Here is a 24,761-nt window from a genome sequence, read left to right as displayed (position 1 = left end):
GTCCTTCCTACTTTGTAACCCAGGGGTTAGCCACCGGCTCCGCGGGCGCCGAAAGGGCCGGCTCTTCGGGGCGCGGGCTGTATTTCTTGATGGAGGTCTCCACGGCAACCTTGTGGGGTCCGGTGTACCAGGGCATGGTCCGCACCAGGGTGGCGGGCGCACCGGAGGCGAGCACCACTGCGCGGCCGCGGTCCAGCTCGGCGAGGTTGGAGACGTCGAAGATTCGTTCCTTGGCTTCCTGTCGGGAGCGGCTGGAACCGGACTTACCCGAGGATGTAGAGACGTTGATGTAGCTGTAGTCCCCGATCAGGTCGGACAGGGCGCGGAGGAATCCTTCTTCGGCGACGCCGCCGCCGTAGACCTTGATGTTCGCTGCTGACCAGATTTTCCGCATGTTCGCCTCTCCCCACAGCTCCACGCCTTGGGACCAGGACTGCAGGATGCCCATGACGATCAGGCCTTTGGAGCCGTAGTGGCTGAACTGGTCCGGCAGCCCGGCCCACCGGACAACGTTGGCCAGCTCGTCGAGAGCGAACAAGGCCGGCTTGGGAAGCCGGCCGCCGTTGCGTTCGGCGCGTTCCTCCATTGCCTCGGCAATCGCCACGGTCAGGGCCGTGGTCAGAGGGGCGGCGGATCCGGCACCTTCCTTGGAGAGGATGTAGATGGTCTCCTGTGACGCGGCGAAGGCGTGCGGGTTGAACTGGCGGCGGGTATCCGTGGCCACGGTCACCCCGCCCGTGGGGGCGACCCACCGCAGCGTGTTCCGGCTTTTGAGGCACTGAATCATTTTCTCGGCGGTACCGAAGATGCCGTCACGCTGCTTGTCAGCCAGCTCCAGCGTGGATTCCAGTCCCTTGTACTGCAGCTCGTAGTCGTACTGCTTGAGGATGTTGATCGGTTCCCGGTTCACCTGCTCGGTCACCCACAGATACACCTGCGTTATCGGTAGCTCCCCGAGAGCGGCGGCGAGGAAGTAGGAGGACAGAATGTCCTCTGCCTTGGGGTCGAAGTAGGCGTCAGGCTTTGACCCAGGCACGCGGGAGCCCACGGAGAAATGCTGCGTGAGCTTGTAGGCCTTCTCTTCGTCGGTGACGTACGATAGCGGGTTCCACCACCAGTCCGGCTCTTCCTGGGCGATCTTCTGCGGATCGAACACCCACACCGGCGCGGTGCGCTCACGGACTCCACGGGTACCGTCCACGACGTCGCGCTTATTCGACGTCGACACCACCGCACCGGGTGCGTCCAGGATGGCCGGCATGACCCGTGAGGTTGATTTACCGGTCCGAGGCCCCCAGATGTCGAGGCTGAGGTCTTCCCAGGACTGAATGAACTTCTGCCCTGTGGAGACGACCTTGCCGACGACGATGCCTGGCGTGTCCGTCACGCCCAGACGCTCAGCGGTCGCTTTTGCTCCCTTCTCGGAGAACGCGGCCAACGCCTTGCCGCGGCCCAGGTAGCGTGCGGCCTTGTCGACCCGGGCACGCTTGGACGCACCTTGCCGCCACGCCACGAGCACGACGATGGCCAACGCCAGGACGAGCCCGGCCATGACGCAGACAACGATGGTGGCTTCCGTGGGCCACGGCACGCGGCCTTTGATCAGACCTGCGATCAGATCGATCGGGTGCGCCGGCGGGGCGGCGATGCCAGCCATCCACGAGCCGACGTGCAGGGCGGCGTAGGTGCCGCCGACGAAGACGACGAGGAAGCCGATGGCCAGCCAGACCAGCAGGGCATCACCGACGCCGATTCCTTTGCGGTTGGGTGCGCTCATTCTGATGCTCCTTCACTGTGCAGGGCCGGGGCCGCCGGTTCAAGCAGGGCTTTGGCTGTGGTGCTCCATTTGGCATTGGTGTCGTTGATGCCTTCGGGGCCTTTCTCCAGGGATGTGAGTCCGACCTGGACGGGGATTCCGGGACGGCCGCCGACCTTGATGAGGAACTTTCCCCGGCCCGGGGGCTCAGCATCGACGCCGCGGGAGTCCCACGCGGGCGGGTCCTGCCAGCCGATTAGCTTTTGTTGCTCCTGGCGCGAGAGCGGGATGGCGGAGGTCAACTGGGGCATTTCCGAGGCGGGCAGGCCGCCGCAGATCACCATGCCGGAGCGTTCGACGAATCCGCGGGCTTTCATCCGGTCCTCTTCGGCCGGTAAAGCCAGCAGGTCGGACATGGTGTGGGAGATCATGATCTGTCCGACGCCGACGGAGCGGTTGAGCCGGGTCAGGGCGTCCACCCGGTCCACCATGCCTTTCCCGGCCCGCAGGGCCCGCCACAGTTCGTCCAGGACGACGAAGTAGTTCCTGCGCGGTTCAAGCCCGGCGTCGGCCAGGGCATTGGCGACGTTGACGGTGCCGAAGCCGTAGGACCAGCACGCCAGCAGTACCGCGGCCTGCAGGTCCGTTTCGGTCTCATCAATGCTGGAGACGTCAAAGACCACGGCACGGTCGCGCACCATCGGCTCGGAGGTTTGCCGGGAGAAGATTTCCCCGAGCTTCCCGCCTCCGGTCAGACCCAACAGGGTGGCCTCCAAGGCGCGGGTCTCCCTCAGGTAGACAGACTTGTCTCCCCGGTCCAGGGCGACCTGACGCAGCTCATCCGGTGCGGACACGATCACGTCCAGCAGGTCCTTCAGCACCGGAACTCCGTCAAAGCGCTCATCGAGGACCCGCAGGGCGCGGTCCAGGATCGTCTGTTCCTGGTCGGTGGGCGGGCTGTTCCGGCTGATCGTGATCAGCGAGACGACCATGGTCAGGCGGCGGCCATGAGCATCGGCACGGACGCGTGCCCCGTCCTCAGGATGGCCGTTCTCCTCGAGGAGCTGGGCTGCCTCGACAGCCTGGCCGGGGTCCAGGATGTTCAGGTACCCGACCCCACGGCCAAGCCGGATGACCTGCCCGCCGAGCGCACGGACGGCTTTGACATGTTCACCTTTGAGGTCTCCCAGGATCAACGGGTGGACCCCTTGGGCGGAGAGTCCGATGAACATGCGACGCACGACCGTGGATTTGCCGAGCCCTGGTTTTCCGAGGATGAAGGCGGAGGGGTTGGAGATCAGGCGGGCGCGCTGGAACCAGCTGATCGGGTCGCAGCAGACCGTGGCCTGGGTTTCCTCATGGCGTCCCAGCGGGACACCGATCATGGGCGAGGACGCACCGGAGGAGAACGGCCACAACCCGCACACCTGCACGGTGGTTCCCCGGTACTCCTTCACGGACGGGACGAGCCGGGCCATGCCCCCGCCACGGCCGGACCAGCCACGAGCACCCGGACCAACTTCACGCGACTGCTTCCCCGTCCTTTTCTGCTCAGGCTTGACTGGGGTAGCGCCAGGATTTTTGTGTCGGGAGAAGAGTTTCAGACCGGCCATTACAGGGCATCCCTAATCCCGGACGGGACCATGCTGTGCTGGGGCAGCACCAGCCCCAAGGGCAGGGACGCGGCAAACGCGGTGTCCTGGGCCCCGTAGGCCCGGCGCAGCAACACCCGCGCGGTGCCGGAGGTCTGCTCGACAGCCGCGACGGCATCAGAGAGCCGCTCCCTATCGGTCACGGTGGCGGTGACGACCATGCCGAAGTTCACCAGCCCGGCGCCTTGGGCTTCTTCCTGCGCGGTCTGCGCCGCTGAACGGGCGTCAACCAGGGCACGGGCGGAGGGGCGGTTTCCGGAGGTGATGCGGACGTTGGCGTTGTTCTGGTCTCGCTCGACGACGGCCGCGGCGCGTGCCGAGTCCATCGGACGGTACAGCAGCGAGACGCGTTTGCGGTCAATGTCTCCGTGCGGGGCCAGCAGGCGGGACAGGACCGAGGAGTTCACTGACCCGCGCGGGGCGGCGGTCATGGTCCAGGAGACCGAGTACGCGGAATCGTGCCGGTAGTCATCCCAGCTGGCCTGTGTCGCGGTGGGGCCGGCTTCGCCCCAGGTCAAGGATACCGGGGAACCGGCGGCGTGGGCTTCATCGATGATCAGTGCCGCCGGCGGGTCGTAGGCGATCCGGACGACCTCGCAGAGTTCCTGGGCCGTCATCGGCCGGGCGATCCCGGCGCCGGTGGACTGCAGCCGTGCTGAGAGGCCCGGGATCCGGGAGGCCAGGTCGCGGGCCACGTCTTCCGGGGTCCGTTTCTTGGCCCCGGCCCGGATGGCGGCGTTGAAGGTCAGGGACACCCAGGCCCGTACCGTGGCTGATCCTTCCGGGTACGTGTCCACGACCTCGTGCAGCATGTCGCGGGCGAACTCGGGGGCGTCTGGGTCGATGTTCATCATGACTTCGTTCCGCAGCCGGTACCCGGAGTCAGGCGCGGTCTCGACCGTGACGGCTGCGGCGTCCAGGCCTGCTTCGTCGGCCAAGGAGGCGAGCCAGCCGCCCCAGTTCGCCACCCAGGCATCGACCTGTTCCGGGTCAACGAGGGAGGCTCCGTCGGGTTCAGTCGAGAAAATCACGGTGAAGTGACCCGTGGCGGGGACGTGCAGCATGGCGAAGGGGCGCTTGTAGGAGTCGGTGAACTCGTACAGGGTGGACTTCGCTGCCAGACCGGGCAGCTGGTACATGCCCCACTCCGTGACGCCAAGAGGGCCGGAACGGTAAAGGTTCGTCCCGGAGGCCCGGGAGAGCTTGAACGCCGTCCGGGTGCCGAGGCGGTCTACGGCGGACTGGCCGTGCTTGTCCTTGACTGTCAGCAGCAAAGCCATGACACCGGCAAGGGCAAGGACGCCCAGGCCGGCGAGCAAGCCCCACAGCGCGAAGCTGACGATGCCCATCAGGAGCCCGGCAAAGACAATGGCGGTACCGATCGCCCCGAGGTTGGCCAGGCCAGCTGAGCGCGGTAGGCGCCAGTTGCCGTAGGACGGTTCCTTGTACTCGGTGTTAATTGCTGCCACTGGGGCCCTCCCCTGCTGAATCCTGCGCTGTCTTTTCAATTGCCTGCGACGTCCTGGACGCCAACTTCGCACCTGTGGCTACAGCCACTCCGGCGGGCCCAGCTGCCGCTGCACCGCCGCCGGCTCCTGCCGCTGATACCGCTCCGCTGGAGCCAGCGGCTGCTGTCGTTCCGGCGGTTGCTCCGGTACCTGCCTTGGCTGCTGCGTCAGTGCCGGCGGCACCGCCCGGTCCGCTGCTGCCCGGAGTGGGTTGCCCACCTCCGCCCCGGGGTCCGGCGGGTCCGTCGCTGCCCTTCGGCGAACTGCCGCCCCGCATGCTTTGGGTGTTTGACGTGCTCGATGACGATGCGGGAACGGGGGATGCATTGCCCCTGCCGCTCCCACCCCGGCCAAGCGAAACCGCACCGGTTGCGATCGCTCCCACAGCTGCTCCCGCCCCCGCGCCTCCACCAGAGGCAACCGCACCAACCATCGGGGTCACGAACCGCATCAACGCCGGCAACGCGAAAAGTGCCACGACCATCAGCGTGAATCCGGTGATGGGCTTCACCAGATTGGCGCTGCTGCTACTCCCCTTGCCCATCAGCAGGAACGCGACCGAATACACGATCGCAGCGGCTGGTTTGTAGAGGATGAAGGCGATCGTCCAGCCAACAGCCTTCTGGAACCACTGCCGGCCCATCTCCGTGTTCGTGAACGCGGCCGTGGTTGGGAGGACCCCGGCAAGGATCACCAACATGCCGCTGCGCACCACCATCAACACGACCTGAACCAGAGACGCGATCAGCCCGATCAAGCCCAGGACGATCAGGACGAACACCCCGACGCCGGTCTGGTTCGTCATCACAAGGATCTTCAGGGACTCTGCGAAACCCTTACCCTCGGTGGCACGATTGATCACCACCGCGGAGAAGGCATCAGCGGCGACCACCAGAATGGAGATGACGCCCAGACCGAGGCCGGAGACAAGCGTCAAGGTCAGCAGGGCCCGGAGCAGATCCTTCAGGGGCGCACCCCGCTGCTCCCAGATCAAGCGAATACCACCCAGGATGACCGCCAAGACAGCAAGGGCCAGAGTCCACGGCATCAGCTCACTGTTCACCACCGAAACAACGGGGCTTGCAGTTCCGTCCTGGCTGGCCAAGTTCACGGTTGGCATTGAAACCCAGAAGGTCGACAGCGTGGTCACCATCTGGCTCATTCCCTCCATGATGGCTTTGGCGAGGTTGTTGATGGCATCGTCTGCAATACCGGCGGCAACATTGCTCGCACCCTGCTGGGTCCAGCACAGAGCGTTCCAAACTTCGCACTCTTTCTCTGCCATGTCAGACGCCGGCCCAAGGGATGAATGAACTCAGGTCACTGATCTGGCGGACTGCATTTCCACCGGCGGCGGGGATGTCCATCTTCCAGTCGCCGTCTTCCCACAGCAGGGATGTCGAGAAAGCGCCGTATCCCCCGTCACTGCTCTTGATTGCTAGCTCTACGACCGCAGCTTTGGGCGTATACGAGTGGATGATGAAGCCGGCGATCTGTACCTTCGGAATGGTTCCCCCTCCGACGTCCTTCCCTTCCCTTATTGCCTGTACCGCTTTGTCCCGAGTGGGACTGTCAGCTGAGAGTTCCAGGTAAACCTGCTTCGCATAGCCATTGAACGAGGCAGCCCAGATGTTCGCCGTGGCATAGAGCGCTCCGGTGGGCGACTGCGCGAAGCAGGACCTCAGACCGTCCTTGCCTACCGTTCCCGGGCCTGCGGTGGTTGGGTCGGTTGGGACGGCCATGATTCCCACCAACTCCCACTTGGACTTCGGTGCGGTGCCCAGCGCTGTGTGGTTGCTGGCAGGGAGTCCGCAGACACTCTTGTCAGAGGCAGTAGACGTGCTGGGGCTTGCCGGGGCGGAGCTGGCCTGCGTGGGTGCTGGTTGGGCGTTTCCCTGTTCTTTGGGGAGCAGGAAGATGACGACTGCTGCTGCGATCAGCGCCACCACCAGCGCGGCCGCGATGATGAAACCGGGTTTGGTGAACGGATTGCTGTTGGTGGTGTTCTCTGGTGACTGGCTCACGATGAACCTCCCGTTGTCGGTGCTGGTTTAGACGAAGGCGCGGACGATACCTGAGGAGCCGGTGATGATGATGCAGCCCATCAGGACCCAGCCGAGTTTGGCGATTGATTCGCCGCCTTCTCCACGACGGAGCTGGATGACCATGCCGATGCCGACGATGATCACGCCAAGGACGCCAAGGACGAGGCCGATACCGGAGGCCCAGTTCAGGACGGTGAGCAGTCCGCCGGCTTCGGCGGGCACGACAGGGGTCGGGTTGGGGATGACGCTCGCGGCAAGAGCGGAGAAGGAGTTCATGGTGAGACCTTTCAGTGGTTAGTGCTTTGGGTTGGGTTCCGTAGCCAGAGCAGCTACGTCGGTGATGAAGCGTTGATATTCCTTGCCCGGTGGTGTCGTCGTGGAGTCGCCGTGCCGCCATGCCTCGACCCAGGGGAGGATCCAGAGGCGCGGTGCTCCCCCGCCGATAATCGCTGCGAAGTCACGCAGCGCCTTGGGGGTCTTTCCTGGTGCATCTGCCAGAACGGCGAGGCCGATAAGTTCAACCTTGGGTGTTGCTCCTGATGCCCATTGGGTCAGGGCGCTTTGCGCGCTGGTGAGGCCACGCATATCGTTGCGGCAAACCAGCAGCACCCGGGGCTTGCTGCCGTCCTGCATAACAGGCCAGCAGTGCCCGGCAGGGCGTGCCCAGCCGATCAGGTCCGCGGTGCGGCTTTCACCCGCTCCCCCGTGGCTACCAACAATCCACAACAGCGTGGACCCGGACACTACGCGGTTGGCCAGCCGGTCCGCGGTGTCCGGTTCGACCATGCCCCTCAGCGGTGTGCTGATCGCGGCAGCTGGCGGGACGTGCACCTCGGGTGTTTCCTCGTCGTCGCTTTCGGCTGGGCTGGTGATCCAGGGGTTCAGAGACAGTTGCATCGTTCCTCCTTTCCGTCGTTCGCTGTTGGGTGTCTAAAAGCCCTTGGCGACGGCGGCCGCGGCGGCCAGCCATGCCCGCTGGGTCGCGGGCTGCAGGGCTTCATAGCGGATGGGGCCGTTGACCAGGGCCGGGTCGTAAGGAATCCGGACGACAGTACGGACGAATGGCTCGAAACCGTCTGCGATCCGCTGCGCCTCAGCCTTTGCCCGCTTCAGGGCATCCCCAGTCATGCTGCGCTTGGCGTCGGTGGACTCGGAGACGATCACGACGGCGTTGCGTGCCAGCTCGGCGTCGTGGCCGCCACGGGATTCGAGAGTTTGCAGGGTCAGCCGGGCTGCTTCCGCTCGATCCTCGATGGCGGTGACCGGGACGACGAGCTGGTTGGTGTGGTCGATCATCCGGCGCCAGTTGGCCGCACGGGCGGTGTTGCCGGAGTCCATGATGACCAGCCGGTAGTAGCGGGTGAGGACCTGGTGGGCGATGTCCACTTCCTCGGCGGTGACTTCGTGGTCGCCTTCTTCGTTTTCGTCTGAGCGCAGCACGTCGAACTTGTCGGCCGTCTGGTGGTGGACGAACTTGGCGATCTCGGCCGCGTTCGTGGACGGTGACAGCAGCTCGGTGGAGGAATCGATCAGGTCCAGGACGCTGCGGTCGTGGGCGCCCTTCTCGGTCCTCCAGCCCAGGGTGCCCTGGGACTCGTTGTTGTCCCAGGCGACGGTCGCGGCCCCGCTGTAGCGGGCAAGGATTGCCGAGAGCATCACCACCGTGGGTGTCTTGTTCGCCCCGCCCTTGCGGTTGACCACGGCGATGGTCCGCGGACCGGGCCAGTGCTGGCTGACGGTCCGAATATCCTCCCGCTCGGATAGTTCTTCCGCTGAGGGGTCCATTCGGAAGCCCATCCGGGTCAGGGCTCCGCGCCAGCCCTGCGTGGCTGGTTCCAGCACCGGGGCGCTGACCAGGAAGGAAGTCTCCTTCAAACTCCGCCGGGTCACCGGAGCATCAGCCTCAACAGCTTGCTGCGGTGCCTCGCTAGCAGGGGCAGCTTCTTCGGCCGCCAGAGTATCCACGGCCAGAGGCGGCCAGGTCTGCCGTTCAACCACGGGCTGGGCCGGCTCTGGTTTCACCAGAGGCCCTGCGGCGGGAGCGGTGTCGCTAATCTTCGGGGCGGCCGCTACGGATGCGCCGGTGCGGCGGCGGGCGGGCCGCGGTTCGTAGGAGACGGATTCGACGTTCCCGTCTGGGTGGACGATCAGTTCGCCGTGGCCTTCGGGATCTTCAATGCGGACGCGGACGGGGCGCTGCAGCGTCCTGGCTTCGGCCACGACCAGTGCCAGAGCGTTGTCGCGCAAATCCTGCAGCGTCTCCCCTGCAGGGACGACGCGGGAGTTTCCTGCGACGGTGACCTCGGCGGTGCCGTTGTCGCTGATGATGGCCTTGATGTTCGGGAAGGCCAGGACATCGCTTGGTGTGGTGCTCATAAATCTGATTCCTTACGTTGACGGAGTGAGTGAGGCACGTACGGTTAGGACGCGGGCGGGGTGAGCCGGTTGACTTTCCACGGGGCTTCCGTGCCGGTGCGGAGCAGCTGCAGGGTGTAGGTGCCGGCATCGGTGGGAACGGCAGCCATGACGCCATAGCCATTGGCTTCATCGACCGTCAGCGTCGCGGGGCCGGTGACGCGGGTGGCGGGGACGTTGGCGGGGTCCACGGCTGAATAATCGGCTGTGGCCTGCGGAGTCAGCCAGCGGGCCAGATCGTTGGCCCACTGCTTGTCCTCCACGCCCGGGCGGGCGAAGTCCGTCATGGCCTTCTGCGCGGTCTCTACGGCGGCGTCCTTGCTGGCCTGATCCCAGCTGATGCCGATGGTGGCCGGGACGGTGCCGCCTGGAGCCTGCGGGCCGCTGCTCGCGCTTAGGGAAACCGGTGCAGAAGCGGCGGCTGCACTGGTCGCCGGCGCTGGTGTAGTGTTCGCTGCCGGCGCGCAGGCCGTGCACAGCAGAACCATCGCGGTCAGTGGCAGTGACTTCTTCACTTCTTCTCCTCTTGGGTGGGCAGGTACAGGAAGGCTGACGGGATCGTGTTGCTCACGGTGCGGGTGTAGTAGTTGTGGTCATCCGGCGGCGGGTTGCCGTTGTAGCCCTCTTCGACGTAGGTCCCGTCGTTCTTGACTTCCTTGACCACCGCCACGTGGCCGAAGGTGGGGTCTGACCCGCCGACGCCTGGCGCGTACCAGACGACCGCACCGACCCGGGGCGTGCTGCCGGTGGGCCAGCCCTTGGCGTCCCATCCGGCCTTCCACGTCACCGCGGAACCGAGGCCCTGCCCGTCCGGGCGGAAGTTCCCGTTCAGGAACTTGAACGGGGCACTGGTGGACCCCATCTGCTGGTTGACCCGCCACAGGGCGAAGTCCACGCACTCGCGGTAAAACATGCCCAACGGCGAGGCGGCCGCGGAACCTGCCCCTACCTGCAACCAAGTCGGAGAGTCCTTCCACGGGTAGTCATCCCCCGCACCGGACTTCCCTGGGATGGCGCAGTCACTGCCCTCGAGGGAGAAGCTCCCGCCCGAGAGCGCCTGGACGAGCTCGACGGCCTCAGGCCAATACTTCTGGTAGTGGTACGGGTCCGCGTTCCGCTGGACCTTGTTCCCGGCGATAGTCGGCTCCAACAGCTCCCAACCCGGTACAGCCTGCAGCGCCTTGATGAAATTGGTGGCACTGATCGTTGGATCCATGCGATCCGCGTAGGAGCCCCACGCGCCGTTGTCGCGCTGCTGAAACAACCCACGGGAATCCGGGCCGGGACCGTCGCCGTAGTCCAGCACACGCAGTCCCGACTCCCCTAGAGCCACCATGACGCTGATGGTCTGGCCCTTCACGGAGAGGTTCAGCGCCTTACCGGCGCCCATCACAGCGGCAGCGTTCTTCAACTGCTCCGCGCTGTATCCCTCCACGTTCGTGTTTCCGTCCAGGGCCACAGCTGCCGGGCCACAGTCGGCCGCCGCAGGTTTCGCAGGATTCAGCAGAAGGATGAATGAGAAGACCAGCCCGAAAAGCAGCCCGGGAATGACGATCAAGGCCACAAGCACCAACGACTTCCGTTGGTTCATCGTGTGGTCCGTTCTCTGACGAACGACCTTAGGTCTTGCATGACCGTTCCCTCCCCCGTGTGCCGAAACTCGCGTCTTCGACTAGGCGTCCTGGCCAAGATGCCGGGGGTGCGTACCTGATGGGCCGAACCCCTACCCGGCTAAACTCGGCCAAGAAGCTAAAATAAAGATAGATACCAAATATTGAGTATTTGAAAATATTTAACTATTGGTAGCAGTTTAGCAGGTTCATTGTCATGCGTCCTGTCACGTCAAGGAGTGTTTGTGCCCGTCTCAGCCAAAGAGTTCAAGAGCTGGCTGGACGCTGCGTCCATCAGCACTTCCCCGGCTGCCCTCAGTGCACTGACGGGCCTTAACCGCGGAACCCTGGGAAACCAGCTGCGGAGAGGGAACGTGGCTGAATCGACGGTTGTCGCCGTAGCACGGGCAGCCGGGTTAGGGGTGCTTCAAGCTCTCACGGCCTTCGATGGATATCGCGACGTTCTCTCCCGGCCCGTGGAACCGTCCGCTGCCGAAGTTTTGAGCCAGGTCCACCACGCGGATCTCATGGGAGAGCTGCAATTCCGGACCTCAAAGACCCATTACCCCCGCGAACTCAGAAGCCACATTCCACTCATTGAATTTCCGCACGATGGTTCTCACCGTGCCTGGGTGGACGCCCTGGATCCGGGAGACCTACGACACCGCATGGCCGCGGAATCGGGAATGGCATTGACGTACATCATCACGTCCCTCACGGAGAACCGTCTCTCGCCGCACCTTGCCGTAGCGGCGTCCCGGGCGACCGGAGGGTCTTTCGCCTCAGGACTCGTCGTTGTCGGCCTGATAACGCCGGCAGAAGGCGGCTGGCAGGTGCGTGCACGCGAAGACGAACTGCTGGAGGTTTCCGACGACGCCCTTGTGGAGCTGATTTCAGCGCGCATTAACCTCCTGCAGCGCCGAGTGAAACAGCGCAAAGAGGCCCGGGAATACGCAGAGAAGATGACGGAGCTCCTGGGATGAAGGTGCTGGCCGTTGTACCCACTCTGATGCTCATTCTCTTGGGGAGCCTGACGTTCAAACGCCTCAATGCCCCTACTACGGGATATCAGCATGCACTCAAGGGAAAAGGCAGAAACGTCGCGCTGTCAGGAATATTCCTCACACTGGCTTACCTGCTTCTTGTACCACCCGTGTATTACGCAGTCGACTCCATCATGCCCATCACGAACGCGACGGACTTGCTTTCGAAATACTGCGCTCTGGTCGCCGTGGCGTTTCTTGGAGGCCACCTCAGCCAGGCCTACGGTTCAACGTTCGCCAGACGCTGGACTGTAGGCATGCCCGGTGCGGTCATGCTTGGCCTCACCGCTACAGGCCTCCTGTTGACGGTTCTGGCCACGGACGGCCCGGCCCCCTCCCCACAACTGCTTGATTATGCAGCGCAGCCCAGCGTCCGCCTTAACACCTGGCTGGTCCTGATCTATGTTGCCTACGTCGTAACACCCCTGATTCGGCCGGCCTACTTGGACGCCCGTCGGAACCCTTTGGCCATTGGGAAAGTGGCGTCTGGGATGATCGCGGGAGGCTTCACGCTGTCCTTGCTGCGGGCCGGTAGCTATCCCGCGGAATGGTATGGGTCCAAAGACCTCGCCTATGTGTACATGCTCATCTCCTACGCCTCGACCGCCTTGGTCGTTATTGGCCTTGCGCTGTTTGCATATGCGCGACGCCAGAAAAAGCCAGAACGTGAGCTGGGATCCGCCCTGTCGATCGACTAGAAGGACGCTATGACGACTCCCCAACAGGCAAAGACAGCCGTGCAGAAGGTACTGGCAGAGGTCCCACGTGAGCACGAGGCGGCGTACCAGGTCATCTACGCCGCAGTCCGTGTCTGTGTGGAGGCTGGCATGGAGCGGAAGGCGGCCGCGAGATTTCTCGGCATCTCACGTTGGCGCATCGACAAACAAGGCCGTTACTTCCGCTCGCTCAGAGCTACCCGGGATCTGTTCCGCGGGGCTTTTAGCGCTACCTCCGCGCAGACGGCCGCCGGGCCCGTCGATGAGATAGTGCGGCGGGCATGGTCGTGACATGCAGGCTCGACCCATATCCAAAATTTTTGGAGTTTATGACATATTGGAGTCATGGACTTTTCACCACGTGTCATGAGGGCCCGCGAAGCCACGGTATGGACGCCGAGCAAGATTAAGCTCGACACACCCGCGCGGATCCCTGCGTATGCATTCGTCGCGTGACACGTTAAAGCCATGAGTGCACAACCAGGACGCGTCCGTCACCCTGACGGCATAGATCTGGTGCTCCTGCAGGGCCGAGTGAGGCCGGAGCGCCGCAAAGCCATAAACAGCGCAGCTGCGAACTCTGGCCGGTCAGTCGGCCTTTACCTTGAGGACCTGGTCCTCTACTTGGAGAAGAACGGCGGACTGCCGGTCTTCCCCAAGATAAACCGACAAGCTGAGGAGCTGCCTATACAGGCCGCTTCTTAAACGAAAGACCCCGCACTAGGTGCGGGGCTTCCGAAATCCTTCCATCACCGTCTCTGTTTGGCGACTGTGCCGGCGATGGATACCAGAACCTTCCCGCGAGGGACGGTCCCTTTGTGTTCCCTTCAAACTGAAAGGTCTTGTCCCCCTTATGGTACCGGACCCTGCCCGGGCGTCAACGCACGTCCCGGCCCGAGTTGTGCCCTGCGGCGAGCAGGGAAAGGCCACGCCGAGAATCCCCGGCTATGTGGCGGTGCAGGGCTTGCCTGGCGTCTGGAAGCAGCGCGACCACGCGCTACTAGGCGAGCATTCGAAACGCACCGAAGCCCCCCGGCGCCTTAACCGGATGGTGGAGCGGAACGAGGAAAACGTCCTTCGCGCCGTCCCTGAGGGCAGCTGCGCGCTGACGATGGACTTCGACTGGCTGGAAGCTATCCGCCAACACCCCAAGCTCACTTGGCGCAGATCCGACTTCCGCCGAAACCTCCTCGCCGTGGCCTCGCTTTTACTTCTGGGCTTCGACTTCAATAGCCACACGGTGACCCCGGGCAACGCCTACCTGTTGGCCTCAGCCGGTATCGGCCAAGGCACCCTGGGGCGCATCAAACGCTGGCTGATGCGCCACGGATTCCTCGCCATCGTCGCTGGCGGCCGCTCAGCGATCTACACCCCCAAAAACTGCAGCGGAGAGACCAACCTCTTCAAGGTTGGCGAACGCGAAGAACGGATGGCCGACAGGGCCGTCTACGTCCTCTGCCGTCCCGCCACCGAAGAGGAACTGGCCAGGTTCGGTGAAGAAGAAGTCCAGCGCATGGAATCCAAGTGCAAACTGGATCCGCTTCTGGGCATGTTCGGATTCGCTGTGGACATAAATGGCAACCCTAACCTGTCCAAAGGAAAATCAACCCCCAAAGGCATAATGGCGTGGGCTTCGCCCACACTGAAATCCTATTTTGAGGCGGCCACTAAATGGGTGGCCGATATGACGGCCGCTCGTACAGATCTGCAATGGCCAGCTGATAAAACGACAAGCGCCAATGACAAGGCAACCCGCGACTTCAACGAGTTGCAAGCGGCCCGTACCGTCCAATGGAACTCACCGCCACTCCGTAAGCTGCGCTCACGCCACCTCGCCCGGATCCTGGCGCCCTTTTTCCGTGCCGGTTACACACCAAGCGATGTCCTGCACGCTCTCGACACCAAACCCGACGGCACCGAGCACCGTCACGATGGCTTCCACGGCGCGTTGAACCTTCCCGCGCTCCTGCAAAGCAGGCTCAACCACTGGCGGGTTAACGGCCAGCCTGTCTACAGCCGTCGGCAACGCGCCTTGCAGCGCTCCGAGGCGGCAAAAGCCCAAGCGAGGGCCGAAGCCCAGCGGATCCAGCAGCAAGCAGCTGAACGCCGCTCAGACACTGTGCGTGCGTCCTGGCGAACAAGGTTCGCTGATGACTACCAAAAGGGACTTCAGGAGGCTGCCGTACGCGGCACCACGCGCTGACGCCCAATGTGGACCGCTTTGAGATTTATCCTCCGGTCTCCACCCGGCCCACAGTAGGGACAGCGCAAAACCGAAGCACTTCCCCATGGTCCAGGCCTGGGGGTTGCCGTCTCCCCTACCGTCTCCGTTGGGTCTCTTTCAGCCGGGACGACACACATCTACCGTGCGGGCCGCGAGTGGGAGGGCACAGGAACCGTGGCGGCGTGGCCGGCTTCTTAGGCACCGGGGGGATCCCAGCGAGCTACTGGCGGGGATGACCACAACCAGAAACCGCACAAATCGAGTATTTCTCCTAGGGGGGCTTGAATAAAAGTTCCTAGGTGGACTAGAGTGGAAGTGTTAGCAGCCCAACGAGAGGAACTGAAAATGCTCACCGAAACCACCTATCCAAGCGGAAACACCGTCACCTTCGACCACGAAGACAAGTGGTTTCAGACCTTCGGAGCCGCCAACAACATCCTCAGCGGTGACTACGTGGCCGCCGGAGGAACCGGGCGCCAGCACTTCTGGATCGATAAGGAAAGCCTGCAGGCATACGTCCCCGCTGCCATCCGCCACGAATGAAGGAGCGCCGCCATGATCCGCAAGTGCATTGCCCTCGTCATCCCCGCGCGACTCAACGACGAAGTCACAGCCAACCGCCAAGACGTCCGCCACGGCACCCTTGAAGCGCTGTACGGACAGCTGGACTGCATCGTCAATGGGGACTGGCAGGTCTACCTCAGGGCTGACAGCCGGAACGTCCACCCCAACGTACGAGCAGGGCAACTACTTCGGGAGACAGGCCTCTACCTGCCCGAGGTAGCAGGCACCGCTGTTTACCTGGGACGCGCGGAACACGGCTGGGACACCGACGCCCCAACCCATCTGATCCGCGTCGCAGAAAAGTTATTCGACACCCGCCTAGCCGCAGTGGAATTCGTTTAGCCAACCCATGGTGGCCGGAAACCCCGGCCACCCCTCCCTAGGAGCCCGGAACCATGAGCATCACCGTCTACACCATTACCGATGAAACAGGCCGTGAGTGCGGTAACTGCACCGCCACCAAGAAGGCCATGGACCGCCAGAGAATCACCTACCAGGTAAAGGAGATGACAGAGATGGAGCGGGACATTTTCCGGCAGGCCGGCCACATGGCCGCGCCCGTCGTCGTCACCGATTCAGATTCATGGTCAGGCTTCCGCCCCGACAGAATTCTCACCCTCAAATGAGTATCTACTCATTTACTCAGTTGAGTATCAATCGCGAAAGGAAAGATCATGACGGAGTTAGCCGGCCAGCTCAACGAGGAATCCTGCTAGCACCCCTGCGATAAGTGCTCTAGGGGGACTAGCGTAGACACGGACAGCTGCCCGGGCCGCCAGGAAAGGACTCCCCCCACGCATGAAAAACAAACGTGAGTTTGAAGCAATCGCCCATAAAGAGGGCAAATGGTGGGAGATACGTATCCACCAGATCAACCAGGCAGCCCGCGCCAGCCGCGCAAAAGACATCCAGGACATCGCTGCTGACCTCGTGGCCACGACGCTCAACCTCGATCCAGAAGACGTAACGGTGCACGTCACCCTCAGGGCACCTGGAAACATCATGGAACGCTGGACCCAAGCCCGGAACGATCTGGAGAAGGCCCAAGAACTATCGACAAAGGGAGCCGCGGAATCCCGCGCCGTCATCGCCGAACTGAGCGAGGACTTCACCATCACCGAAGTGGCCCGCATGCTCGGCATCTCCACGCAACGCGTATCCCAGCTGAAAGCGAAGAAGGCACCCACCGCATAAGCCCGACATAGGCAGTCAGACCACAACCGTAGGCTGACTCAGAAATGCCCATCCCAGAGAGGAACGCACCATGGATGGCGAGACCCCCGAAGTGATCCGCGCGGCCGATGACGCCTACGAGGCCATTCGCTCAATCAACCACCTGACCATCACGCAGATCCACCCGGCCCCTACCGTTTATAGCGTCTTAGGAAATCTCAAGGGCCTAGGCCACATGCTGCCGCAGGCGTGCACGCAGCTCGCCAAATCCCTCGGCCGCTCTCTGGACGAATACGACGTGTACGAGGATGACGGCCGCGATCCCATTCAGAGCGTGGCCGCTGCTACTGACCATCTCACAAGGGCCGCGCAGTTGGCCGCCGAACTGGGCGCCGAGCTGGAGAAAGCGCAGAGCGCCATTTCCCGCCAAGGTTACAGGGACACGCCGCTCCCCTAGCCTCACTCAAGCACTCATTTACTCATGAAATACTCAAATGAGTATTAGCTCAAATACTCATTTGAGTATTTCGCGTAGAACAGGACGCCGCACATGAAAGTCATCGCAGTTCTCAATCAAAAAGGCGGGGCCGGCAAAACAACCATTGCCACGCATGTCGCCACGGCGCTTAGATTGGCCGGCCATACCGTACTGCTTGTGGACTCAGATCCTCAAGGCAGTGCGCGGGACTGGGCCGCAGCCCGCGAAGATCATCCCATGCCCGTAGTGGGGATGGACCGACCAACGATTGAACGGGACCTTAAGAGCATCGCCCCCGTGGACTTCGTCATCATCGACGGCGCCCCACAAGCCGCAGACCTAGCCGTGTCGGCCATCAAAGCCAGCGACTTTGCCCTCATCCCCGTGCAACCGTCGCCCTACGACATCTGGGCCACATCCGACCTCGTTGACCTGGTGAAGCAGCGAATCGAAATTACAGACGGAAAGCTGCAGGCAGCTTTTGTTGTCTCCCGCGCCATCACTGGAACGAACATCGGAAAAGAAGTCTCCGGGATCCTGGAAGGCTACAACCTTCCCGTTCTGCAATCCCGGGTGCACCAGCGGGTTGACTACCCAGGAACCGCAGCGGGGGGATCCACCATCCTGGAGGACTTCCCGGGGTCGCCCGGGGCCAGGGAGATCCAAGAGCTCACCAACGAACTCCTTACGCTTGTGAGTAAATGAGGAAATGAGTAAATGAGTAGCTTCTCTAAGCTGTCCACTGGGCGCCCCAGCCAGTCCGCCACAGCCAAAGCCAAACTGATGGAAAGCCTTAAGGATGAGGTTCCAGCTGAGCAGCTTCAGCGGGTGAACTTTGAAGTCCCCAGAAGTAAGCATGCCAAGCTCAAAATCCTCGCCGCCAAGCGCAACCAGAGCGTCAAGGAGTTCCTGACCGCCTACATAGATTCGTTTCCAGATGAGTAACTACTCATTTGAGTATTTGAGTGGGGAAGTGGATCCCAGAACACTATCTAGTTTTGCTTGGAAACGTGGGACTTGGCATGAATGATCGCATGACGCTGCCCATCTGGGAGAGCCTTGTCGCCGAAACCCAATTCGCCTCCGATCTGGCCTTGGCCGGGCTTCGTAGACTGTGCTCCGTCCCGACGGCTCCCGATTTGTTCCCCTGGGGCAGCAAAGATCAGAACTACGCACTTCACGTCGGGATGCACTCGTATTCGTCCGGGTTGGAGCGCCTGTGCAAGTTGGCTATCGCCTGCAACGGGTACGCGGTCGCTGGCGAGTTCCCGAGGCTGCGTGACTACTCCCACAAGATTGGGAACCTGCTCAACGCGGTTGAGGAGTTGCCGCTGCCTCAGTCGGGCCCCAGCGTCTCGCCGCGTAAGATGGGGTACCTCGTCCGCCCGCTGGACGCCCTCGACCCCGATGTCACGAACATGGTCGAGCGGTTCGCCAATGGGGCCGGCAGATACGAGCACCTAGATTCGCTTTCGAACGATGACACCGAGGTCAGTACGTACAAGGAATGGTCTGCACTTGCTGCAAGGGCTTCGGTCTCGGAAGACGTGCGCCGACTGATCTCGATCAAGGAACGAGCGGCCGACGCAATCCAATCTGAGCTGGTTGACAACGGGCTCCTATGGACTTCGCAGCGAGTGATACAGGACCTGGCTCTTGACCTGTACAAGCCGTCAGTCGGCGTAGTGATGAGCCTTTTCCGGAAGGTCCGGTGGGTGTCCGCAAGCCTTGATGTGGCCACTTGCTACACACGACAGGAACTGCCACTGCTGGGGGAGGTTGTCTCTCGTATCTTCATCCACACTTCCGCGGACTTCTTCAACTACCACATCGCCAGAATCGGGGACGAGGAAGCCGTGGGCGAAGAGCTCGAAGCGGCGCACGAACGGATTCGCTTACGTGAGGCGGAAGCGGACGATGAAGGCCCCCTGGCGCCATGAGCAAACTTATGTCTTAGTCCTTATCGTCCTGGCGAGGCGGTAGGTGGCGGTACAGCGTTGTTCGGGCCAGTCCCGTTTTGCTGACAATTTCCCGCATCGGGATGCCCTTCTCCCGCAGCATGGCGGCGTGTTCAAGCTTGTCAGGATCGACTACGGAAGGCCGGCCCGTCCGCCGGCCATGTGCCGTGGCCACCGCCCGCGCATGGGATGCCCGTTCGGACGCGTAAGTTCGTTCCATCTCTCCGAAAAGCGCCAGCATTACTACCGCCAGCTGCGCCATGGGGCTGTCCGGGTTCGATGTGTCGATTGGCAGGGGATCAGCCAGCGTCCGGACACCCACCCCGCGCCCTTTGAGCTCGTGCATTAGGTTCAGAGTGTCCCGCACCGTGCGCCCCAGCCGGTCCAAGGTATGCACAACGATCACGTCGCCGGCCCTTGCATGGTCCAACGCCCCCCGAAGGCCGGGCCGGTCCCTTGTGGCTCCGGACTTCTTATCAGCGAACACTTTGGTGATGCCGGCGACCGCCAGCGCATCCAGTTGCCGCCCTAGGTCCTGTTTGGCGGTTGAGACTCGCGCATATCCGATTTCCATCCGAGCACCGTACCGAAAGTTGCGTCTGTGACCTCCTTCTATGGCGGGCGTTTTGGCATAACATGCGGGACACGAAGATTACGCGGAACGGTGCGGATCAGATTGCTGGGGGAGTGTCCCACTGACAGGTGTCCTGATTCCAAGGAAGTGGGACGACGGTATGCGGCTGCGTCCTCTGGTAGTCAGTGGTGACTGAGAGAATCAGCTATGGCCTCAGTCGAATACATCCCTGCACGGCTCCGAAGCGCTTTTCGTGAGCAGGCGCGGGGGATTGTCGTCCATGACATCGAGAGAATGTGGCGGGATGAGGGCTTTGCGCCCGGGTCGGGTCAATCATTCAGCGGCGTGCGCATGTCCCTTTGGTCTGATTATGAGGCTTCGGTGCAGTGGTCAGACTGGGAGCACATTGTCAGAGTCCTTAGGGTCTATGAGGGGACTATTGCCCTGGCTACGCCGGATGATCGGGAAAAACTTGCTGGATTGCTGAGCCGTGAAGGGTTCCGACTGGTTAGTTCGGGTCGGATTGAATACATCGGTGCAGGCAACAGAATCACCGAAGTGACGCGGACTCGAATTTTGGAGCATTTGAAGAAGACACCCGGAGGAAGAAACTGGGCGGGTCGCTTTGATCCACCCGAGTTTCTGAAGAGACTCTACGACCTTGCGGCAATGCCCAGTGAAGACCCGCGATTCGAAAATGCCGAGCTGGAGGTTTGGCAACATTGTGTCAACAACGATGACTGGGACTTCGACTGGGTGTTCTACGATGCCAGGTTCGACCTGGCGACTGATGGCATGCTGTTGAGGTTCCTTGCAGAAATGCTGCATCCAGCAGTCCGGACTGACCCGGAAGACGTTGCTGCTCTTCTTGGCGGTTTAAACGATGCACTGAGACCGGATGGGTACGAGCTTTACGAGAAGTCCAGCATCAGCGGCCGACCCCTCTATGCATGGCGGAGCATTGCGGGATTCCATGGATCGGCACCCTTCCATCTCCTCCAAAACCGTCCAGCAATCACTGATCCCGCGGTCCTTCAAGAACACCTTGACCGGATAAAGAGGGTTATCGAAATTGACCCATCTGCGGCGATTGGTTCTTGTAAGGAGCTCATTGAATCTTTGTGCAAGCTCATTCTTGAATACAGCAGCGTGGAGTACACAAGGAACGATGACCTTCCTAAGCTCTACAAGAAAGTTGCCGCGTTGCTGGCCCTGAACGCGGAGTCGGTGGAGGAGAACGTTAGGGGAAGCGAGGCCAGCCATTTGGTTCTTCGAGCCCTAACGACAAGTGTGCAAGGCATAGCAGAGCTTCGTAACCAGCTGGGACTCGGACATGGACGAACGACCCGCAGCACTCTGCGACCTCGCCATGCACGCCTTGCTTTGAACAGCACGGTGACGGTCGCCGAATTCCTCCTTGACACATGGCACGCACGCATTGAAGCCGGGAAGATTCCGACACCGGGGGATGATCCTAGTACTGGCGCTTGTAAACAATAAGCAGGAGCCTCCGTTTTTGGAGGGAGCCTACGTCTGTGCCACTGGATAGGACAGTCCCACTAGGGAAGTGGAACGCTAGCGTGTTGGTCCAGTCCAAGTGGTGCCCGGTAAGTTTTGGAGATGCCTACCGAATTATCTGAAATTGCTGCGCTCCTGGGAATCGATCTTGGTACTGAACGGACTAAAGATCGACTCCTAACGGCCATCGATAGTGAACTCAAAGACCTGCAAGTGCCCCAGACCACAGCAGCGCAGCACGAACGGCAAGTTGCTCTCATGGCTGCGCGCGCCGAACTTAGAGGCCCAGGGAGCAGCCATACCGATCCGTCTACGGATTTAGTTCCTCTGTCGCTTGTCAGCCAGGTGGTGGCAGCCATGCAGGCAGGCGCAGTGAAGGATCAGATGGGCACGGCGCCCCGGCCGGACCCAACCCTGACTATGAGGACAAACGTCAAAGCCGCAGCGACCCAGGCGTCGGCTGATTTTTCAAAGGCTCGCTCATGGCCGTTTGCCACGGCAGGTGCACTATTGGTCTCGGTATACGGCCTCAGAACGTACTTCAACGTCGGTGATTTGCAGCTCCCCTCGGAACTCTTCTACCCGTTTCTAGGCATAGCAGCGTTCGCGATTGTTATTGGCTTTGGCCTGTCCACAGCGGCCCAGCGGCGAGCCACCCTTTTCTTGCGTAGGCTCTACGATCCAGACGTCCAGGAAGAGGCATTGAACCGTCTGAGCGACGAATCGGGAGACTTTTTCGGCAGCCATGGGGAGCGGGAGTTTGTTCGCCGCGACCACCATGGAAGGTCACCCCGGGCTGTGGACGATGGGGGTGGCATAATCGTCAACCGGCCCATGTACAGGGACGCTCTGCAGGCTACCGCTCACGGTGGACGCTCAGCCTTCATAAGTCTTCTGTCCACAGTAGACCTGGAGGCAGCGGCTGATGACGCCGCAGGTTTGGCTTTGGACCGTCTGAGCGATCTGAAGATAGTAGAGCCCGTCGTTTACCAGCGCCGCCAAGCATTCCGGCTCGTACCTGAGCAGGCCTTAGAACGAAGGTGACTACAACAGCCGATGGAGGATATTGGCGCGTCCCGTTTGTAAGAAAATGGAACACTCGCGTGGCGCACTTATGCACGTCAATGCAGGAGCTGGTTCCTGGTCATTCTGTAGGACCGCAAGCTGCTTCCTTCTCCGAGCCGGTTCACGAACACACGACGATGACGGAGCACAAAAAAAGCCTGCAGGCGCTTTTCGTCCTGCAGACCTTTTTAATCTCGTTGATGAGAGACCCTGTCCTCACCTTCTATGCCCACAACACTACACATGCGTAGGGCGTTATGACAACCATGTAGTACACGTAGATGGTGTGATGTCTACTTCATGGGTACAGAGCCCGATCTGGCAAGATACAGTCCATGGCAGACAGACGGCAGACTCGTGGCGCAATTATTGATTCTTTTCACCGCTCACGCCTAGAGCCGTATTTGAAGGCCTCGGCAGGTGATGAGAAGCTCGCCCTTTCGCTATATGGCTGGAATCTCCAGCTGACCTCAGCCTTTCAAGAACTGCTTAGCGTTACGGAAGTGGTCCTCCGGAACGCCATGGACGCCGAGCTACAGAAATGGAATTCTGCCGAGCTAAAGGTTGACCAGAGCTGGCTCCTGAAAGACCCGGCCGCCCCGCTTCGCAGCCTAAGCCAAGGGAAGAGGGTGGAAGCGCTTAAGCAGGCCAATTCGGCCAAGAAGAAGCGGGATGCGGCTCATTGGCGTCATGGCATGGATGTAACGCATGACGACGTCTTGGCGCAGGTGACGTTCGGACTTTGGAAGGACCTGCTACCCAACCACCTCAACAATGCTGCTGACAATAGAGAAAACCGAAATCGTCAACGGATGTGGAAAGAAGCGCTGGTGAACGCCTTTCCGAATGTTGTTGACCCTGACGGGGAAACGACCTTCTGGCGTGTGTACCGGCTTCATGGGCTGCGTAATCGCGTATCGCACATGGAGACACTGCTAGAGGTAGATGCAGCGGAACGGACTCGCGATGTATTCAACCTCGTCAATTCGATCAGCTCGCCCGTACATGACTGGTTGACCGGCCTGAATCGCGTTCCCGCGGTGATTAAGGCGCGTCCTTCAGCATAGGGGCTTGGACCGGGCACGCGGGGGTATGGAGAATCACTAGCTCCAATAGGACAGTAACGCCCTTAGACGTGTCGCCCAGAGGAGCCTCAGCTAGGCCCAACTTAGGAGATACGTGGCCGACTTCAATGCCCTGCTTGCGCAGGTCATACCTGTGCTGCTGCTCGCCGCCGCCTTTGAGTCACGATGGCTACAAAAGAAGCCAAGCAGGTATGGTGCGGGGGCCGGCCTCAAAGACGACAGCACTAATGAACCTGGCCGTCGTGTCCACTGGGACACAAATCCATTTCAATCCCCGGTGCTGTTGTTTTTCACCCTCTTCATTGGGTTGGGTGAGGCTCTGGCGCTTCTGGCTGTCTATCGGGGTACCAGTGAGCCATGGATGAACGCCTGTGTTCTGCTTGCAGGCTTTCTGGCGTTGTTCTTGGTGGTCTGGCCTCTGATGTCCCTGCACCTGAAGGACATCATCGAAACCCTTCGCCGCCAGGGGATTGACGGCATCACGATTGTCCTTCACATCATTGTGATCGGAACCCTCGCCTACCTCGCATATAAGGGAGTCGGCTGGCTGACGCCGGTTCAATCCGGCGGGAGATAACGCTGGGCCCTTTGCAGGCGCATAAGGTGGTCCGACAAACTCCTCCAGGACCATCACCTACTATCTGCCTCTCGCGCTGCCAGTAAGATCGATGCCTGTGTACGACGAAGCTTCCTCACTCTTCGAGATCGACGAGCCTGCCCCATCTCCAAACGTCATCGCACCGCTTCCGATCAAAGCAGAACAAATACAAGAGATCCGTGATGCCTTCGAGGAGGCCGGAGTGTCAGGTCAGGCCGATCGCAAGGCCCTGATCGAATCAGTTGTCGTTCGTGAAGTATCCAGCCTCCGGGAGCTTCAGGCAGTGGAGGTTCGGAGGATTCTTCAGCGCATCCACGGCCTGCGTGGATCCAAGCCAACACGCACGGGATCTGCCTGGGATAACCGCGAAGAAGACACCTGGATCGACAAGCTTTAGCGGCGTCTTTTCGCCATTGACTCCCTCCATTTCGACATGTCCTGTAAGCCCTGCCCCGAGGTCTGAACCACCCAAGCCGCGCGGGTAGGGTTGGAGTTGAGTTCGCGCCCGCGCAGTTTGCGTGTGACGCGGACTCACTCATGTCTCAGTAAGGATGGGGAAATGTCGCGGCTCACGGACCTTTTGCGCGCTGCCAAGCAGCTTGACGAGCAGCTTGGCAAAGATTTGGAAGACGAGATTCTTCCATTGCAGAAGCGACTGCCGTTCGGGCTCAATTTTGAAAGACATGCTCCCGAGGCCGTCGAACTCGCAGGACATAAGATCCGCAAGGGAAGCAAGGTACGGATCCTGCCTCCGAGAGGATCGACCGGTCGTGGTGACC

The 24,761-nt window shown here is 61.5% G+C and carries 29 protein-coding genes and 1 pseudogene; 19 read left to right on the top strand and 11 right to left on the bottom strand.

Annotation, left to right across the window (positions count from 1 at the left end; all coding sequences use genetic code 11):
• Positions 1–7: 7 nt before the first annotated feature.
• From ACLRGI_RS16320 to ACLRGI_RS16275, 10 genes are read right to left on the bottom strand one after another with little or no spacing between them, the layout of a single operon-like run.
• Positions 8–1,777: a type IV secretory system conjugative DNA transfer family protein gene (locus ACLRGI_RS16320; RefSeq protein ID WP_207597862.1), complete on the bottom strand. Its 1,770-nt coding sequence runs from the start codon at positions 1,775–1,777 to the stop codon at positions 8–10.
• Positions 1,774–3,369: a putative type IV secretion/conjugal transfer ATPase gene (locus ACLRGI_RS16315; RefSeq protein ID WP_207597818.1), complete on the bottom strand. Its 1,596-nt coding sequence runs from the start codon at positions 3,367–3,369 to the stop codon at positions 1,774–1,776. The genes ACLRGI_RS16320 and ACLRGI_RS16315 overlap by 4 nt, the downstream gene beginning before the upstream one ends.
• Positions 3,369–4,877: an SCO6880 family protein gene (locus tag ACLRGI_RS16310; protein WP_419202629.1), complete on the bottom strand. Its 1,509-nt coding sequence runs from the start codon at positions 4,875–4,877 to the stop codon at positions 3,369–3,371. The genes ACLRGI_RS16315 and ACLRGI_RS16310 overlap by 1 nt, the downstream gene beginning before the upstream one ends.
• Positions 4,864–6,201, bottom strand: coding sequence for a TrbL/VirB6 family protein (locus ACLRGI_RS16305; RefSeq protein ID WP_207597820.1), 1,338 nt, complete (start codon positions 6,199–6,201; stop codon positions 4,864–4,866). Before ACLRGI_RS16305 ends, ACLRGI_RS16310 begins: the two co-directional genes overlap by 14 nt.
• A gap of 1 nt (position 6,202) precedes the next feature.
• Positions 6,203–6,940, bottom strand: coding sequence for a DUF8175 domain-containg protein (locus ACLRGI_RS16300; RefSeq protein WP_207597821.1), 738 nt, complete (start codon positions 6,938–6,940; stop codon positions 6,203–6,205).
• 27 nt (positions 6,941–6,967) lie between these two features.
• Positions 6,968–7,237 carry a hypothetical protein gene (locus ACLRGI_RS16295; protein ID WP_207597822.1) on the bottom strand — a complete coding sequence of 90 codons (270 nt, stop codon included), beginning with the start codon at positions 7,235–7,237 and terminating at the stop codon, positions 6,968–6,970.
• 18 nt (positions 7,238–7,255) lie between these two features.
• Complete coding sequence (locus ACLRGI_RS16290) at positions 7,256–7,858, bottom strand: DUF6668 family protein (protein WP_207597823.1); 603 nt, start codon at positions 7,856–7,858, stop codon at positions 7,256–7,258.
• A 33-nt stretch (positions 7,859–7,891) separates the two neighbouring features.
• A complete protein-coding gene (locus ACLRGI_RS16285; protein ID WP_207597824.1) occupies positions 7,892–9,337 on the bottom strand; it encodes a chromosome partitioning protein ParA in 1,446 nt (481 codons plus the stop codon).
• A gap of 44 nt (positions 9,338–9,381) precedes the next feature.
• Positions 9,382–9,891 (bottom strand): hypothetical protein, encoded by a 510-nt coding sequence (locus ACLRGI_RS16280; protein ID WP_207597825.1) that lies wholly within the window; start codon positions 9,889–9,891, stop codon positions 9,382–9,384.
• Complete coding sequence (locus tag ACLRGI_RS16275) at positions 9,888–10,967, bottom strand: CHAP domain-containing protein (RefSeq protein WP_207597826.1); 1,080 nt, start codon at positions 10,965–10,967, stop codon at positions 9,888–9,890. Before ACLRGI_RS16275 ends, ACLRGI_RS16280 begins: the two co-directional genes overlap by 4 nt.
• A gap of 264 nt (positions 10,968–11,231) precedes the next feature.
• Between ACLRGI_RS16275 and ACLRGI_RS16270 the strand changes: the two genes are divergently transcribed.
• The 13 genes from ACLRGI_RS16270 to ACLRGI_RS16210 all read left to right on the top strand — a co-directional run bounded on the left by ACLRGI_RS16270 (position 11,232) and on the right by ACLRGI_RS16210 (position 19,124).
• Positions 11,232–11,969 (top strand): hypothetical protein, encoded by a 738-nt coding sequence (locus ACLRGI_RS16270; RefSeq protein WP_207597827.1) that lies wholly within the window; start codon positions 11,232–11,234, stop codon positions 11,967–11,969.
• The gene (locus ACLRGI_RS16265) at positions 11,966–12,727 is read left to right on the top strand and encodes a hypothetical protein (protein ID WP_207597828.1); all 762 of its coding nucleotides are present in this window, start codon (positions 11,966–11,968) and stop codon (positions 12,725–12,727) included. The genes ACLRGI_RS16270 and ACLRGI_RS16265 overlap by 4 nt, the downstream gene beginning before the upstream one ends.
• Before the next feature lie 9 nt (positions 12,728–12,736).
• Positions 12,737–13,036, top strand: coding sequence for a hypothetical protein (locus ACLRGI_RS16260; protein ID WP_207597829.1), 300 nt, complete (start codon positions 12,737–12,739; stop codon positions 13,034–13,036).
• A gap of 177 nt (positions 13,037–13,213) precedes the next feature.
• Positions 13,214–13,450: a hypothetical protein gene (locus tag ACLRGI_RS16255; protein WP_156784058.1), complete on the top strand. Its 237-nt coding sequence runs from the start codon at positions 13,214–13,216 to the stop codon at positions 13,448–13,450.
• A 148-nt stretch (positions 13,451–13,598) separates the two neighbouring features.
• Complete coding sequence (locus ACLRGI_RS16250) at positions 13,599–14,948, top strand: hypothetical protein (protein WP_207597830.1); 1,350 nt, start codon at positions 13,599–13,601, stop codon at positions 14,946–14,948.
• Between the two features lie 366 nt (positions 14,949–15,314).
• A complete protein-coding gene (locus ACLRGI_RS16245) occupies positions 15,315–15,512 on the top strand; it encodes a hypothetical protein (RefSeq protein WP_207597831.1) in 198 nt (65 codons plus the stop codon).
• A 12-nt stretch (positions 15,513–15,524) separates the two neighbouring features.
• Positions 15,525–15,875 (top strand): hypothetical protein, encoded by a 351-nt coding sequence (locus ACLRGI_RS16240; RefSeq protein ID WP_419202628.1) that lies wholly within the window; start codon positions 15,525–15,527, stop codon positions 15,873–15,875.
• A gap of 53 nt (positions 15,876–15,928) precedes the next feature.
• Positions 15,929–16,159 (top strand): glutaredoxin domain-containing protein, encoded by a 231-nt coding sequence (locus ACLRGI_RS16235; protein ID WP_207597833.1) that lies wholly within the window; start codon positions 15,929–15,931, stop codon positions 16,157–16,159.
• Positions 16,160–16,331: 172 nt separating this feature from the next.
• Positions 16,332–16,727, top strand: coding sequence for a sigma-70 family RNA polymerase sigma factor (locus tag ACLRGI_RS16230; RefSeq protein WP_207597834.1), 396 nt, complete (start codon positions 16,332–16,334; stop codon positions 16,725–16,727).
• A 70-nt stretch (positions 16,728–16,797) separates the two neighbouring features.
• Positions 16,798–17,163 carry a hypothetical protein gene (locus tag ACLRGI_RS16225; RefSeq protein ID WP_207597835.1) on the top strand — a complete coding sequence of 122 codons (366 nt, stop codon included), beginning with the start codon at positions 16,798–16,800 and terminating at the stop codon, positions 17,161–17,163.
• A gap of 93 nt (positions 17,164–17,256) precedes the next feature.
• Entirely contained in the window at positions 17,257–17,889 is a 633-nt protein-coding gene (parA, locus tag ACLRGI_RS16220; protein WP_069695459.1) for a ParA family partition ATPase, read from the top strand.
• 12 nt (positions 17,890–17,901) lie between these two features.
• Positions 17,902–18,129, top strand: a complete 228-nt coding sequence (locus tag ACLRGI_RS16215; protein WP_045732620.1) for a hypothetical protein — start codon at positions 17,902–17,904, stop codon at positions 18,127–18,129.
• Between the two features lie 89 nt (positions 18,130–18,218).
• A complete protein-coding gene (locus ACLRGI_RS16210) occupies positions 18,219–19,124 on the top strand; it encodes a hypothetical protein (RefSeq protein ID WP_207597836.1) in 906 nt (301 codons plus the stop codon).
• A 13-nt stretch (positions 19,125–19,137) separates the two neighbouring features.
• Here ACLRGI_RS16210 and ACLRGI_RS16205 read toward each other — a convergent pair whose 3' ends face one another.
• Positions 19,138–19,716 carry a recombinase family protein gene (locus tag ACLRGI_RS16205; protein WP_207597837.1) on the bottom strand — a complete coding sequence of 193 codons (579 nt, stop codon included), beginning with the start codon at positions 19,714–19,716 and terminating at the stop codon, positions 19,138–19,140.
• 207 nt (positions 19,717–19,923) lie between these two features.
• Between ACLRGI_RS16205 and ACLRGI_RS16200 the strand changes: the two genes are divergently transcribed.
• From ACLRGI_RS16200 to ACLRGI_RS16175, 6 genes and pseudogenes are all read left to right on the top strand, one after another.
• Complete coding sequence (locus tag ACLRGI_RS16200; RefSeq protein ID WP_207597838.1) at positions 19,924–21,216, top strand: abortive infection family protein; 1,293 nt, start codon at positions 19,924–19,926, stop codon at positions 21,214–21,216.
• A gap of 120 nt (positions 21,217–21,336) precedes the next feature.
• Positions 21,337–22,278, top strand: coding sequence for a hypothetical protein (locus ACLRGI_RS16195; protein ID WP_207597839.1), 942 nt, complete (start codon positions 21,337–21,339; stop codon positions 22,276–22,278).
• Between the two features lie 356 nt (positions 22,279–22,634).
• Positions 22,635–23,366, top strand: coding sequence for a hypothetical protein (locus tag ACLRGI_RS16190; RefSeq protein WP_242703680.1), 732 nt, complete (start codon positions 22,635–22,637; stop codon positions 23,364–23,366).
• Positions 23,367–23,478: 112 nt separating this feature from the next.
• On the top strand, positions 23,479–23,961 hold the full coding sequence (locus ACLRGI_RS16185; RefSeq protein ID WP_207597840.1) for a hypothetical protein: 483 nt from the start codon (positions 23,479–23,481) through the stop codon (positions 23,959–23,961).
• A 91-nt stretch (positions 23,962–24,052) separates the two neighbouring features.
• A complete protein-coding gene (locus tag ACLRGI_RS16180) occupies positions 24,053–24,379 on the top strand; it encodes a hypothetical protein (RefSeq protein WP_207597841.1) in 327 nt (108 codons plus the stop codon).
• 162 nt (positions 24,380–24,541) lie between these two features.
• Positions 24,542–24,761 (top strand): annotated as a pseudogene (locus tag ACLRGI_RS16175) (site-specific DNA-methyltransferase); the annotation flags it as partial.

Origin of the sequence: Paenarthrobacter sp. PPS72 (genome assembly GCF_048537125.1) — a bacterium.
In the GTDB taxonomy this organism is placed as follows: Bacteria; Actinomycetota; Actinomycetes; order Actinomycetales; family Micrococcaceae; genus Arthrobacter; species Arthrobacter nitroguajacolicus_E.
The sequence above is the reverse complement of the archived record's forward strand: the minus strand, read 5'-3'. Positions and strand labels throughout refer to the sequence as shown.

Coding starts and splice junctions, on each gene's coding strand:
- ACLRGI_RS16210 (WP_207597836.1), top strand. CDS start 18,219: ATGACGCTGCCCATCTGGGAGAGCCTTGTCGCCGAAACCCAATTCGCC.
- ACLRGI_RS16285 (WP_207597824.1), bottom strand. CDS start 9,337: ATGAGCACCACACCAAGCGATGTCCTGGCCTTCCCGAACATCAAGGCC.
- ACLRGI_RS16180 (WP_207597841.1), top strand. CDS start 24,053: ATGCCTGTGTACGACGAAGCTTCCTCACTCTTCGAGATCGACGAGCCT.
- ACLRGI_RS16235 (WP_207597833.1), top strand. CDS start 15,929: ATGAGCATCACCGTCTACACCATTACCGATGAAACAGGCCGTGAGTGC.
- ACLRGI_RS16305 (WP_207597820.1), bottom strand. CDS start 6,201: ATGGCAGAGAAAGAGTGCGAAGTTTGGAACGCTCTGTGCTGGACCCAG.
- parA (WP_069695459.1), top strand. CDS start 17,257: ATGAAAGTCATCGCAGTTCTCAATCAAAAAGGCGGGGCCGGCAAAACA.
- ACLRGI_RS16290 (WP_207597823.1), bottom strand. CDS start 7,858: ATGCAACTGTCTCTGAACCCCTGGATCACCAGCCCAGCCGAAAGCGAC.
- ACLRGI_RS16190 (WP_242703680.1), top strand. CDS start 22,635: ATGGCAGACAGACGGCAGACTCGTGGCGCAATTATTGATTCTTTTCAC.
- ACLRGI_RS16275 (WP_207597826.1), bottom strand. CDS start 10,967: ATGAACCAACGGAAGTCGTTGGTGCTTGTGGCCTTGATCGTCATTCCC.
- ACLRGI_RS16205 (WP_207597837.1), bottom strand. CDS start 19,716: ATGGAAATCGGATATGCGCGAGTCTCAACCGCCAAACAGGACCTAGGG.
- ACLRGI_RS16200 (WP_207597838.1), top strand. CDS start 19,924: ATGGCCTCAGTCGAATACATCCCTGCACGGCTCCGAAGCGCTTTTCGT.
- ACLRGI_RS16250 (WP_207597830.1), top strand. CDS start 13,599: ATGGTACCGGACCCTGCCCGGGCGTCAACGCACGTCCCGGCCCGAGTT.
- ACLRGI_RS16240 (WP_419202628.1), top strand. CDS start 15,525: ATGATCCGCAAGTGCATTGCCCTCGTCATCCCCGCGCGACTCAACGAC.
- ACLRGI_RS16295 (WP_207597822.1), bottom strand. CDS start 7,237: ATGAACTCCTTCTCCGCTCTTGCCGCGAGCGTCATCCCCAACCCGACC.
- ACLRGI_RS16225 (WP_207597835.1), top strand. CDS start 16,798: ATGGATGGCGAGACCCCCGAAGTGATCCGCGCGGCCGATGACGCCTAC.
- ACLRGI_RS16265 (WP_207597828.1), top strand. CDS start 11,966: ATGAAGGTGCTGGCCGTTGTACCCACTCTGATGCTCATTCTCTTGGGG.
- ACLRGI_RS16245 (WP_207597831.1), top strand. CDS start 15,315: ATGCTCACCGAAACCACCTATCCAAGCGGAAACACCGTCACCTTCGAC.
- ACLRGI_RS16320 (WP_207597862.1), bottom strand. CDS start 1,777: ATGAGCGCACCCAACCGCAAAGGAATCGGCGTCGGTGATGCCCTGCTG.
- ACLRGI_RS16230 (WP_207597834.1), top strand. CDS start 16,332: ATGAAAAACAAACGTGAGTTTGAAGCAATCGCCCATAAAGAGGGCAAA.
- ACLRGI_RS16255 (WP_156784058.1), top strand. CDS start 13,214: ATGAGTGCACAACCAGGACGCGTCCGTCACCCTGACGGCATAGATCTG.
- ACLRGI_RS16215 (WP_045732620.1), top strand. CDS start 17,902: ATGAGTAGCTTCTCTAAGCTGTCCACTGGGCGCCCCAGCCAGTCCGCC.
- ACLRGI_RS16195 (WP_207597839.1), top strand. CDS start 21,337: ATGCCTACCGAATTATCTGAAATTGCTGCGCTCCTGGGAATCGATCTT.
- ACLRGI_RS16260 (WP_207597829.1), top strand. CDS start 12,737: ATGACGACTCCCCAACAGGCAAAGACAGCCGTGCAGAAGGTACTGGCA.
- ACLRGI_RS16315 (WP_207597818.1), bottom strand. CDS start 3,369: ATGGCCGGTCTGAAACTCTTCTCCCGACACAAAAATCCTGGCGCTACC.